Annotated in this window: 12 protein-coding genes and 1 pseudogene; 8 read left to right on the plus strand and 5 right to left on the minus strand. The window is 60.1% G+C overall.

From position 1 onward, the window contains the following. The first annotated feature begins 11 nt into the window (after positions 1 to 11). Positions 12 to 482 carry a DUF1810 domain-containing protein gene (locus MO767_RS13555; RefSeq protein ID WP_282480895.1) on the plus strand — a complete coding sequence of 157 codons (471 nt, stop codon included), beginning with the start codon at positions 12 to 14 and terminating at the stop codon, positions 480 to 482. Here MO767_RS13555 and MO767_RS13560 read toward each other — a convergent pair. Beyond that, positions 447 to 2807, minus strand: coding sequence for a DNA polymerase II (locus MO767_RS13560; RefSeq protein ID WP_282480989.1), 2361 nt, complete (start codon positions 2805 to 2807; stop codon positions 447 to 449). The two genes, MO767_RS13555 and MO767_RS13560, sit on opposite strands and share 36 nt — an antisense overlap. Before the next feature lie 258 nt (positions 2808 to 3065). On the opposite strand from MO767_RS13560, the gene MO767_RS13565 reads away from it, so the two are divergent. Continuing rightward, entirely contained in the window at positions 3066 to 3506 is a 441-nt protein-coding gene (locus tag MO767_RS13565) for a CBS domain-containing protein (RefSeq protein ID WP_046056085.1), read from the plus strand. 1 nt (position 3507) lies between these two features. On the opposite strand, the gene MO767_RS13570 is transcribed toward MO767_RS13565, so the two are convergent. Beyond that, positions 3508 to 4131, minus strand: coding sequence for a glutathione S-transferase (locus MO767_RS13570; RefSeq protein ID WP_282480896.1), 624 nt, complete (start codon positions 4129 to 4131; stop codon positions 3508 to 3510). A 160-nt stretch (positions 4132 to 4291) separates the two neighbouring features. Here MO767_RS13570 and MO767_RS13575 point away from each other — a divergent pair, with 160 nt between their 5' ends. The 4 genes and pseudogenes from MO767_RS13575 to MO767_RS13590 form a co-directional block, all read left to right on the plus strand. Then, entirely contained in the window at positions 4292 to 4813 is a 522-nt protein-coding gene (locus tag MO767_RS13575) for a DUF3455 domain-containing protein (RefSeq protein ID WP_282480897.1), read from the plus strand. A 91-nt stretch (positions 4814 to 4904) separates the two neighbouring features. Further along, complete coding sequence (locus tag MO767_RS13580; protein WP_282480898.1) at positions 4905 to 5432, plus strand: sigma-70 family RNA polymerase sigma factor; 528 nt, start codon at positions 4905 to 4907, stop codon at positions 5430 to 5432. Then, entirely contained in the window at positions 5429 to 6148 is a 720-nt protein-coding gene (locus tag MO767_RS13585; RefSeq protein ID WP_282480899.1) for an anti-sigma factor, read from the plus strand. The genes MO767_RS13580 and MO767_RS13585 overlap by 4 nt, the downstream gene beginning before the upstream one ends. Before the next feature lie 358 nt (positions 6149 to 6506). Beyond that, positions 6507 to 6743: pseudogene (locus MO767_RS13590) on the plus strand (hypothetical protein); the annotation flags it as partial. Positions 6744 to 6832: 89 nt separating this feature from the next. Here MO767_RS13590 and MO767_RS13595 read toward each other — a convergent pair. Beyond that, the gene (locus MO767_RS13595; RefSeq protein WP_282480900.1) at positions 6833 to 7927 is read right to left on the minus strand and encodes a DUF1615 domain-containing protein; all 1095 of its coding nucleotides are present in this window, start codon (positions 7925 to 7927) and stop codon (positions 6833 to 6835) included. A gap of 183 nt (positions 7928 to 8110) precedes the next feature. Here MO767_RS13595 and MO767_RS13600 point away from each other — a divergent pair, with 183 nt between their 5' ends. Then, a complete protein-coding gene (locus MO767_RS13600) occupies positions 8111 to 9646 on the plus strand; it encodes an FAD-dependent oxidoreductase (RefSeq protein WP_282480901.1) in 1536 nt (511 codons plus the stop codon). Between the two features lie 62 nt (positions 9647 to 9708). Here MO767_RS13600 and hemB read toward each other — a convergent pair whose 3' ends face one another. Beyond that, complete coding sequence (hemB, locus tag MO767_RS13605; protein WP_140894665.1) at positions 9709 to 10683, minus strand: porphobilinogen synthase; 975 nt, start codon at positions 10681 to 10683, stop codon at positions 9709 to 9711. 186 nt (positions 10684 to 10869) lie between these two features. Between hemB and MO767_RS13610 the strand changes: the two genes are divergently transcribed. Next, positions 10870 to 11490, plus strand: a complete 621-nt coding sequence (locus MO767_RS13610) for a LysE family transporter (RefSeq protein WP_282480902.1) — start codon at positions 10870 to 10872, stop codon at positions 11488 to 11490. Positions 11491 to 11506: 16 nt separating this feature from the next. On the opposite strand, the gene MO767_RS13615 is transcribed toward MO767_RS13610, so the two are convergent. After that, positions 11507 to 12349, minus strand: a complete 843-nt coding sequence (locus MO767_RS13615) for a PhzF family phenazine biosynthesis protein (RefSeq protein WP_282480903.1) — start codon at positions 12347 to 12349, stop codon at positions 11507 to 11509. Between the last annotated feature and the right edge of the window lies 1 nt (position 12350).

Here is a 12350-nt window from a genome sequence, read left to right on the forward strand (position 1 = left end):
AGGGCTTCGGCATGAGAAGCACTGATCAGGACGATTCCTTTAATCTGCAACGTTTTATCCAGGCACAGGACCCGGTGTTCAAACGGGTCCAGGCCGAGCTGAACGCCGGCCACAAGCGCAGTCACTGGATGTGGTTCATCTTTCCGCAATTCTCAGGGCTGGGCGGCAGCGAGATGTCCCGCCACTTTGCCATTCGTTCCAAAGAGGAAGCTGCGGCGTACCTCAATCATCCACTGCTGGGCTCACGGTTGCGCACCTGCACGCAAATGGTGCTGAACATCGAAAATAGCTCGATTGCCGGCATATTCGGCCATCCCGACGATCTCAAGTTTCACTCTTCCATGACGCTGTTCGCCCAGGTTGCCGGTGCCAACAGCGACTTTCATCGAGCACTTGACCAGTATTTCCACGGTATCCTGGATGACTGGACGTTGTTGCTGCTGGACTCAAAACAGGCCCAACTGCCCACCCATCAAGGTTGAAAAGTCGTCGTCCAAGAAGGGCAGAATGGCGTCCGCCACCGGCTGCAGTTGCCGGGAGACGTAGTGGTCGTAGTCGATGGGCGCGCCGCGGATTTCCAGCGGCTCGGGCCCGGCGACGGTGATCACGTAACTGATCCAGCCACCGTTCTGGTATTGCCGCGGACGGCCCTGCTGGTCGTTGTACTCATCGGCCATCCGCGCGGCCCGCACGTGAGGCGGCACGTTGCGCTGATAATCATCGAGGGTGCGGCGCAGGCGCTTGCGGTAGATCAGGCGATCGTCGAACTCCCCCGCCAACGTCTTGCGCACGTAGTCGCGTACATAGTCCTGATAGGGTTTGCGATTGAAGATGCGCAGGTACAGTTCCTGCTGGAATTGCCGGGCCAGCGGCGACCAGTCGGTGCGCACGGTTTCCAGGCCTTTGTAGACCATTTCGTCAGTGCCATCGGCGCGGGTCACAAGCCCTGCATAGCGCTTCTTGCTGCCCTCCTCGGCGCCGCGAATGGTCGGCATCAAAAAGCGCTTGTAGTGGGTTTCGAACTGCAACTCCAACGCACTTTCCAGACCGTATTGCTGCTGCACATGCTCGCGCCACCATTGGTTGACGTGATCCACCAGCGCGCGGCCGATTTGTGCGGCTTCTTGTTGACCATGGGCCCGGCGCAGCCAGACGAAGGTTGAGTCGGTGTCGCCGTAAATCACCGTATGGCCCTGGGCTTCGATCAGCTGTCGCGTGCGCAGCATGATCTCGTGACCGCGCAGCGTGATGGATGACGCCAGGCGTGTGTCGAAGAAGCGGCAACCGCTGGAACCGAGCACGCCGTAAAAGGCGTTCATGATGATTTTCAGTGCCTGGGACAGCGGTGCATTGTGTTCGCGCTTGGCGGTTTCGCGACCTTCGGCGACTCGGGAGACGATGGCGGGCAGGCAATGCCGGGTTCTGGAAAAACGCGCACCGCGAAAGCCTGGCACTGACTCACTGTCATCGGGATGTTCAAGCCCTTCAATCAGGCCCACCGGGTCGATGAGGAAGGTTCGGATGATCGATGGATAGAGGCTTTTGTAATCGAGCACCAGCACCGACTCGTACAGGCCCGGTTGCGAGTCCATGACAAACCCGCCGGGGCTGGCTTGCGCAGGCTTGTTCCCAAGGTTCGGCGCGACGAAACCCTGGCGGTGCATCAGCGGCATGTAAAGGTGCGTGAACGCCGCCACCGAACCACCGCTGCGGTCCGCCGGCAAACCGGTGACGCTGGCCCGTTCCAGCAGGAAGGTCAGCAGCTCGGTCTTGGCGAAAATCCGCGTCACCAACTCGCAGTCCTTGAGGTTGTACTTGGCCAGGGCCGGTTTGTCCTCGGCGAACATGCGGTTGATTTCGTCCATGCGCTGGTACGGATTGTCGATCGACTTGCCCTCGCCAAGCAGGGTTTGCGCGACGTTTTCCAGGCTGAACGAGGGGAAACTCCAAGTCGCCGAGCGCAGGGATTCGATGCCGTCGATGATCAGCCGGCCGGCGGCCGAGGCGAAGTAATGGTTGCGGCTACCGTGCTCGCGCCACTGCATTTCTTCGCCGCCACGCCCCAGTTTCAGCGGTACCGCCAGGCGCCGGGCGTGTTCGTGTAGTACGCGCAGGTCGAACTGCACGACGTTCCAGCCGATGATCGCGTCGGGGTCGTGGCGAGCGAACCATTCGTTGAGTTTTTTCAGTAGCAGGGTTCGGGAATCGCAGTATTCAAGCTGGAAATCCACTTCGCTGTCGTCACCATTGGGCGGGCCGAGCATGTAGACCTGGCGCTCGCCGCAACCTTCCAGGGCGATGGAGTACAGTTCGCCCTGAGCGGTGGTTTCGATGTCCAGCGAGACCAGCCTGAGGCTCGGGCGATAGTCGGGGTCGGGTTTCATCTGCGCATCGAGCAGCAGGCCTTCGGCGTTCGGCGTGCCACTGAACCGGACCGGCGCGGTGATGAAGCGCTCCATCATGTAGCGTTCCGGTGGGCGCACATCGGCTTCGAACATGTCGACGCCGGCCCTGCGCAGCGCGGTTTCCAGGCGCATCAACTGACCGTGCTGCTGGCAATACAAACCGAGTACCGGGCGGTGCTCAAAATCCAGCAACGCCAACGGCCGCAGCTCGACGTTCTTTTCGCCGCGCAGCAGCACTTCGGCCTGCTCACGCTGGGCTGCGGGGATGAACGCCACCGACGGTTGATGAGGCAGACGGATCCGCCGGGGACCGGTGTCGGTCGCCAGCCAGAACTCGACTTCCGTACCGGCCGGGGTATCGCGCCAATGCCGGGTCAGGACGAAGCCCCGCTGTAAATCCACCACTGCAACCTCAAGATTTGATTCAAGGCGCAATTCTACGCGTCATTGCGTGGATAGCGTGGAGGCTTAAGGATTTGGCAGTGTGTGGGTCCCGGTAACAAACGGTATATCCTTTACGTTTGAGACCGGGCGCTAGAGGTTTTCCGCAGAAAAACCGCTGAATGGCGTTTTTTGCGCGTTATCTGCCGCTTTCTGCCTTGCCCTCAGCGCCCGTGTCTACGATTCTTCAAGGACAACGACAACACCTGAGAAACTGCCATGAAAACCGTCGCCCAACTGCTGAAGTTAAAGGCTGAACAGAATCATGAAGTCCACACCATTGCACCGCATCAAATGGTGCTGGAAGCGCTGATGGTCATGGCCGCCAAAAACGTCGGCGCATTGCCGGTCGTAAAGAATGGCGAGGTCGTCGGCATCATCAGCGAACGTGACTATGCGCGCAAACTCGTGCTCAAGGGCCGCTCCTCCGTCGGTACGCCGGTCGAAGACATCATGGTGTCGCCGGTGATCACCGTGGATACCCATCAAACCGTCGAAACCTGCATGGGCATCATGTCCGACAAGCGCCTGCGCCACTTGCCGGTGGTGGAAAACGGCCAGTTAATCGGTTTGCTCTCGATCGGCGACCTGGTCAAGGAAGCCATCGCCGAACAGGCTGAACTGATTCGCCAGTTGGAGCAGTACATTCGCGGCGAATAGATCAGTCCGGCCAATGCCGCGCAAAGACCGGTGCCAATGTCGGGTGCCGGTCGATGCGCGTAAGCCATGCGAAAAACCCGGGTCGGGCACTGCGCAAATGTTCCCGACTGCCCGCCCATCTGGAAACCACCGCCGCCAGCACATCCAGCGCCCCCGGCGTCTCATCGCCCAGGTACAAATCGCCTGAAAACTGATCGGCAAACACTTCCCAACTCCTGTGCAATCGCGAGCGGGCGCCGGCCATGAGGTTTTGCCTGGACGATTCATCCGCCTCGGCCAACCAGCGCTCGGGGTAGTCGATGATGCCAATGGCCGAATAGCAATTGCTGACGATGTACACCAGGCCGCGAATGGCCTGATCCCGCGCGGCGGTGTTTTTCGGCAACAGGTTTGATTGGGGGAACGTGAGCCCCAGGTGAATCAGAATCGCCGCGCTCTCGGTTAGAACACTGCCATCGGGCAATTGCAGGGTCGGAATCTGCTTGAGCGGGTTGAGCTTCTCCAGCGCGTGGGTCGCCTCGGGAGAGGATTCAACGTCGATGAAGCGGTAAGGAATTTCGCAAAGCTCGAGTGCGGCTTCAATCGCGGCTGCGCCGGAGTTCTGGTGTCCGTAGAGCTGGTACATAAGCACCCCCCTTTTACGATTGTCTCTTTGTAGCAGCTGACTCTGACCATGCTGGAAAATTTCTTTTTATGCCACTGCATCCAAATCGCTTTCCGATGGGTAGTACCTGTAGCAGCCCCTGAGGCTGCCGAGCAGATTACTCATTTACGGAGAGCTAATTATGAATGCCAAACAGCTGATTTGCCTTGCCGGTTTGTTCGTCGCTGGCCCTATGGTCTACGCCCAGACGGGTCTGCCCGACAGCATCAAGGTCCCGGACGGGCACAAGGTCGCCTTGGAAACCACCGGGGTCGGTGAGATTACTTACGAATGCCGTGACAAGGTCAATGCCGCCGGCCAGACAGAATGGTTCTTTGTCGGGCCCAAAGCGGTACTCAATGATCGCAGCGGCAACCAGATCGGCACCTATTTCGGGCCACCTGCCACCTGGCAAGCGAAGGATGGCTCGAAAGTCACCGGCACCCAGTTGGCTGTCGCGCCTTCGAGCCCGGGCAACCTACCCTATCAATTGGTCAAGGCCAATCCGGCTGAAGGCAAAGGCGCGATGACGGGCGTCAGCTACATCCAGCGCGTAGCCCTCAAAGGTGGCGTGGCCCCGAGCGTTGAATGCTCGGCGGCCAATAAGGGCAAGCAAGAAGTGGTGAAGTACCAGGCGGATTATATTTTCTGGGCGGCCAACTGAAACCAGTCCTGCGGGAATTGGTCTACGCTGCTCCGCACATGCCCCGGCCCTATGGCCCGGGGCTGCTGCCCATTATTGACGGCTGAGATCAGTGTCCTTGCCCGAAACTCTTTTCGATTACGAAGCCCACATCGCCGCCTGCGCCCGCGGTGAACGTCAGGCCCTGCGTGATTTGTATGTGCAGGAGAGCCCGCGCCTGCTGGGCGTTGCCAAACGCCTGGTGCGTGACACTGCACTGGCGGAAGACATCGTCCACGATGCCTTCATCAAGATATGGAATGGCGCCACACAGTTCGACCCGGCGCGAGGATCGGCACGCGGCTGGATGTTCAGTTTGACGCGGCATCTGGCCCTGAATTTCATTCGTGACAACAGCCGAGAGATTCAAGGCGATTTCGATGGGGTGGACGACACGGCAACATTCGATGCTCAGGCTCATTCCGGGCGCATTCATCAATGCCTGGAACAACTGGAGCCTGCAAGGCGCGCCTGTATCCTGCATGCATACGTCGACGGGTACTCTCAAGCTGAAATCTCACACAAACTCGGCACCCCGCTGGGCACCGTCAAAGCCTGGATAAAGCGGAGCCTGACGGCATTGCGGGAGTGCATGGGATGATCAGCAAACCGACGAATGAAACTCCGGAAGAACTCGACGAACTGGCCAGCGAATATGTGTTGGGCACACTGTCGGCAGAACTTCGCACCCAGGTCCAGCAGCGCCTGTGTGACGAACCTGAGTTACGGGCCGCCGTGGACGCCTGGGAGCGTCGCCTGCTCGGCCTGGCCGATCTGGCCGGACCTCACCCGCCGTCACCACACCTTTGGCAGCGCATCGAGCGCAGCGTGAACAGCGTGAGCCGGCAACCTTCGCTAATCGCGGCTCAGTCTTTATCCTGGTGGAATCTGTTGCCTCTCTGGCGCGGGTTCGCCGCTGCGGGACTGGTCGCCACGTTGCTGCTCGGTGCATTGATGCTGACGCAAACCACCGTCAAGCCTACCTATCTGGTGGTGTTGGTCGGTCCACAAGACAAAGCGCCCGGCTGGGTGATTCAGGCCAGCAATCCGAGGGAAATCCAGCTGATCCCGCTGGGTATCTTTGAGATTCCGGCCGACAAGGCACTCGAGTTCTGGACCAAGGCCGATGGCTGGCAAGGGCCGGTGTCACTGGGGTTGGTCAAACCGGGACAGACACTGTCCATCCCGCTCGAAAAACTGCCGCCACTGCAACCTAACCAGCTGTTTGAACTGACCCTGGAAAATCCCAATGGCTCGCCGATCGGCAAGCCTACCGGGCCGATTCAATTCATCGGTCGGGCGGTGAAAGTCATCTGACCGCGATCAGCCGAACGCCGCGATCAACTCCATCGTTGTGACAATCGAGTGGGCATTCCCCGCCCCACGTCCTGCCGCAAACACTTGCGCACTGCTGGCACCTTGTTGGTAGGGGCTGGGGGGGTCCAGCGCGCCAGTTCGTCGGGCTCTGCGCGGTGATGCGGGACGTAGAAAATCTGCATGCCGGCCTTGCGAGCGGCCGCCACCCGACGACTGAACCATCACGCCCACGCGGGGAGGATTGTTGGTCCTATCATTGCCGTCGATGTTCACCATCACGGCAATGAAGTTCTCATAAAAAATCCGCGGCGTAACATCCGCTCCATACCCAACAACTACACCCCCGGAGCACACCATCATGAAACGCCAAACTATCCTCAGCATCGCTTTCTCGGTTTTTGCAGTTAACGCTTTCGCCGCTACCTCTGCTCACCCGGTTGTCGCTGAAGGCGGCTCGGATCGCCTGATTGAAAGTCGTGTCGCCGAAGGTGGCTCGGATCGTCTGATCGAGCACCGCGTTGCTGAAGGTGGTTCTGATCGTCTGATCGAGAACCGCGTTGCTGAGGGTGGCTCGGATCGTTTGATCGAAAACCGCGCGGCATGAATGAATGGTTTTACCGCAGTACTCAATGAAAAACCCGGCCTTATCAGCCGGGTTTTTTTACGCCTGTTTTTTGCGCTCTGTCACTTTCCGGCACGCGCCATGCAACGTTGATAACGCTCATCGACCCGCTTGGCAAACCACGCCGTCGTAAGTTTTCGGGTGATTTTCGGGCTTTGCAGCACGATCCCCGGCAACACCGCGCGCGGTAATGGCCGACCTTCCGCCTCTTCGGCCAGGGCGAAAACCCGTGCATAGAGCTGGGTGTCCTCGAATTCGAAGTTTTTGCCCTCCTCCAATTGGTCCCGAATGGTCGGATTGCGCATGCCCAGTTGCTTGCCGAGCGTGCGCACCGCCAATTCCGTGGTGCCAGGCATGATCGAATCGTACCGGACCAGGTCACCATCCAGCGCCAGCGGTATGCCCGACGCGCGGCTAACCGCGTTCTGAAACGCGGCATTGCGACTGGCGTACCAACCGGCATTAAAATCGGCAAAGCGATACAGCGGTTGTTTGTAGCTCACCGGATAACCGAGCAAGTGGGCGATACCGAAGTACAGGCCGCCGCGACGACTGAACACTTCATGACGGATCGAGCCTTCCACCGGGTACGGATACGCCTTCGCCTGTTGCTCGGCGAAATCGATGCTGACCTGCATCGGCCCACCGGTGTGCACCGGATTGAACCCACCGAACAGCGTCCGGCCCATGGGCACCATGCCAATGAAGTCATCGAAAATCGCACTGAGCTCTTTTTCGCTGCGCGCCGCATTGAGTCGGTCGCTGTAGCTTTTGCCGTTGGATGAACTCACCTGCAGCGCACCGCTCACCAGCAGGCCGGGAATGTGGGCTTTGTCGGCACGGCGGTCGATCTCCTCGCGGGCGATTTTGCCCAGGCCCGGTACCGGCGGGTCCACCTGAAAGGTCGATTCCTGCTCGGTGACGGCCAGTACCGAGCACAGGTTTTGGGTGGATGGATAAATGTTCTGGGCAGCAAATGCTGCGTAAATATCGGTAGCCCAGCCCTGGCGATCGGCGGTTTGGGCCGGCAGCAGGCGCACGATCTCGGCCTTGACCTCGGCAGGCTTGCGCACAGGGAGCTCTTGCGTGCGCTGAGTACCGCAACCGGCCAGCACCAGCAGCGCGGCGATGCTCATCATTAATCGATTGGCTTGCATGTTGCTCCATCAAATCCGTTGAGCCGGGTAAACCATACGTTCAATGGCATGGCGCACGCTATGACTCTCGCCGCCTCCCACTGTTCCCCGTAGCAACGCGGGGCCTTTTTCCGTTGGGCAGACAACCGGCCCGTCCATCTCGGCTGAACCATACTTGAGCCACACACCGTGGAGAACAGGCTCATGAACCGTAGCGACGTACTGATTATCGGCGCCGGCCCGACCGGGCTGGTGCTGGCGCTGTGGCTGAGCAAACTGGGGATTCGGGTGCGGATTCTCGACAAGACATCGGCACCCGGAACCACTTCGCGGGCGCTGGCCGTGCAGGCGCGGACGCTGGAGCTGTATCGCCAGCTCGACCTCAGCGACGCTATTGTGCAGAACGGTCATCGAGTGGCCGCCGCCAATTTCTGGGTCAAGGGCGAACCCGTGGCGCGCTTGCCGCTGAGCCGCATCGGCGAAGGCCTGACGCCTTACGCGTTCCTCGAAATTTTTCCTCAGGACGAACACGAACGGCTGCTGATAGACCGCCTCGAAGCCTTTGGCATCAAGGTGGAGCGCAACACGGTGCTGGAGAGTTTCTTGGAAACCGGTGACGGCATCACCGCCTATCTGCGCTTGGCCGATGGTCAGGAGGAAACCTGCCAGGCTTGCTATCTGGCAGGTTGTGACGGTGCCCGGTCGATCGTGCGCAAGACCCTGGACACCGGATTTCCCGGCGGCACCTACCAGCAGATTTTCTACGTCGCCGACGTGCAAGCCAGCGGGCCGACGTTCAACGGCGAACTGCACGTGGATCTCGATGAAGCGGATTTTCTCGCGGTATTTCCCTTGGCCGGTACAGGCCGCGCCCGTTTGATCGGCACCGTACGCGACGAACGCGCCGACCAGGCCGAAACCCTCCAGTTTGAAGACGTCAGCAGCCGGGCCATCGAGCATATGAAAGTAAAGATCGAGCAACTGAACTGGTTCTCGACCTACCGCGTGCATCATCGGGTGGCGGATCATTTTTGTACCGGACGCGCGTTTCTATTGGGTGACGCCGCCCACGTCCACAGCCCCGCCGGTGGCCAGGGCATGAACACCGGCATTGGCGATGCCATCAACCTCGCCTGGAAACTCGCGGCGGTGCTGAGTGGCGCCGCTGAGGCCAAACTCCTCGACACATACGAAACCGAACGCATCGCGTTTGCCCGCAAACTGGTCGCCACCACCGATCGGGTGTTCAGTTTCGTCACGGCCGAAGGGCGCATGGCCGATTTGCTGCGCACACGTCTGGCGCCCTTTGTGATTCCGAAAATGGCATCGTTTGAGGCGTCCCGCGAATTCCTGTTTCGCACGGTGTCGCAGATCACCCTGAATTATCGCGGGATGCCGTTGAGCACGGGTGTTGCCGGTCATGTTCACGGCGGCGACCGCCTGCCCTGGGCTCACGACGGTGAGGGGGACAATTTCGAATCGCTGAAGTGTCTGACCTGGCAGGTGCATGTGTATGGCGACACCAGCGACGAAATGATCGCCTGGTGCCACGAACATCATTTGCCATTGCATGTGTTTGACTGGCGGCCGGCGTTTGAAGCGGCTGGCCTGGGACGTAACGGGTTTTACCTGTTGCGGCCGGATACGTATGTGGCGATTGCCGACAATTCTGCCGACCCCAAGATGATCGAGCGGTACTTCCAGGATCACGGGATCAGGCCGTTTTTCGGCAAATTTTGAAGACACCGAAAATCAAATGTGGGAGCGAGCTTGCTCGCTCCCACAGGGTTTTGTGGTGGGGTTTAGATCCCGGCCAGCGCCAGGTCCATCGCAAAGTAAGTGAAGATCAAATCCGCCCCGGCCCGCTTGATCGCACCAAGGCTCTCACGCACCACGCGAGCCTCATCGATCGCCCCGGCCTGTGCGGCGAATTTGATCATCGCGTACTCGCCGCTCACCTGATATGCCGACAGCGGCAAACGCGAGGCTTCACGGATGTCGCGGATGATGTCCAGATACGCGCCGGCCGGTTTGACCATTAGCGCGTCGGCGCCTTCCTGCTCGTCCATCAATGATTCGCGCACGGCTTCGCGGCGGTTCATCGGGTTCATCTGATAACTTTTGCGGTCGCCCTTGAGTGCGCTGCCGCCGGCTTCACGGAACGGACCGTAGAGCGCCGAGGCAAACTTGGTCGAATAGGCCATGATCGCGGTCTGGTTGAAACCTGCTTCATCGAGCGCCCGGCGAATGGCCTGAACCTGCCCGTCCATGGCGGCCGACGGGGCGATCACATCGGCGCCGGCACGGGCCGCGGCCACCGCTTGTTTGCCGAGGTTGATCAGGGTCTGGTCGTTGTCGACCTCATGGTTGTGCAGCACACCGCAATGACCGTGGTCGGTGTACTCACAGAAGCAGGTGTCGGACATCACAATCATGTCGGGTACGGCGTCCTTGGCGATGCGCGACATGCGCGACACCAGACCGTTGTCGCTCCAGGTGTCGCTGCCGTTACCGTCCAAATGGTGCGACACGCCGAACGTCATCACCGACTTGATCCCCGCCCGGGCATAACGCTCGATCTCACCCGCCAGTTTCGACTCTGGAATACGCATCACGCCGGGCATGCTTTTGATCGGTACGAAGTCGTCGATCTCTTCCTCGACGAAAATCGGCAGCACCAGATCGTTCAAGCTGAACTCGGTTTCCTGGAACAGGCTGCGCAGGCTCGCATTGCGGCGCAGACGGCGTGGACGTGCTTCGGGGAACTGACTGGACATGAGGGGTTCCTGAAAACGGAGGAAAAGACGAAAGTCGAAGGGCCAAAGCTTATGCCCTGAACGGTCAGGGGCACAAACATCGATTGTGGAAGACTTTATTACGGCCCCGGCAATAATCTGCCTTTATTGCGCCGGCTGAAGACAACGTTCAGGATTGAGCGAAACCAACACAGGGAGTGACGCAGCATGTTTGAAATCCAAAACTACGGCAGCTTCATTGCCGCAATTCTGATCTTCCAGTTAATGCCAGGGCCGGGCACCTTCGCCATTCTCAACGCCACCGCCCGCAATGGCCTGGGCGCCGGGTTCGGCGCCGTAGGTGGCACGCTGCTGGGGGATGCGACGTACATGATTGCTGCGGCCATCGGTCTGGCAGCCGTGATGCAAGCCAATCCCCTGCTGTTCCAGATGCTGCAGTGGTTCGGCGCCGCGTACTTGTGCTGGATCGGCGTGCAATTGCTGCGCGCGCCAGCGGCCCGGGACTCGGCGGGGCTGGAGCCGAAACGGTCGGCCCGGGTCTACTTTCGCACCGCCCTGGTGGTGAGCCTGACCAACCCCAAGGTCATCCTGTTTTTTGTGGCGTTTTTTCCGCTGTTCATTCGCCCAGATGCCTCCAGCCTGACCCTGGTGGCGATGATGCTGCATGTTTCGTTCATCAGCGCGCTGTATCAGGGTTTGCTGGTTCTGCTGGGCAATGCCGCGGCCCGTCGTTTGAAAGCCATCCCCATGGCGCGAAAAATCGCGTCCCGCGTCGCCGGCATGGCGCTGGTCGGGTTCGGGATCAAACTGGCGGCGAGTAACCGTTAGGCCGCGACGCTCAGCGCTACAGATTCAAGGTCCCGCTGATGCAGGTCACCACCGCGCCGCCAATCCAGATCTCGTCGCCCACTTGCTCGACCTGAATGCGTCCGGCGCGGCCCATGGTCAGGCCCTGGCTGACCACATAGGACGCCGGCGCCAGTCCTTCGCTGAGCAACCATTGGGCAATTCCGGCGTTCAGGCTTCCAGTGGCGGGGTCTTCCGGCATGCCGTCAGCGGAGATGAACGCCCGCACTTCGAACTGTGCGTCATCACCATCGCGCTCGGGATGCCATGGCGCGATGACACCGACGGCCAGGCCAAGCATTTGCGAATGATCCGGGCGCAGGTCCAGCACCTGCTGGCGATCCTCGACCATCACGGCCAGCCATCCGGCACCGTTGTCGACCCACTGAGTGCGCACAATCGCCCCCGATTCCAGCCCGAGCCCCCGCCGTACCCGTTCCACCACATCCACCTCCACCGGCCCGGACTTGAGCAATGGCGGTGCAAGAAAGGCAAGCTCTGCCCCTTGTTGACGAACCCGCACCAGCCCCACGCCGCACTCCTGAATGATCTCTTCGCCCTTGGGCACGCCACCGGCCTCCAGCCACGCATGGCAGGTGCCCAGTGTCGGATGACCGGCGAACGGCAATTCGTTCAGGGTGGTGAAGATCCGCACACGATAATCGGCGCGAGGGTCGCGCGGTTCGAGTATGAATGTGGTTTCGCTGAGGTTGGTCCAGCTGGCAAACGCCGCCATGCGCTCATCACTGAGCTCATCGGCGCCGAACACCACCGCCAACGGATTGCCCTTGAGCGCAACACGGCTGAAGACATCTACTTGCTTGAAATCGAATGAGTGCATG

It is taken from the genome of Pseudomonas sp. UYIF39 (assembly GCF_029963765.1).
GTDB lineage: Bacteria > Pseudomonadota > Gammaproteobacteria > Pseudomonadales > Pseudomonadaceae > Aquipseudomonas.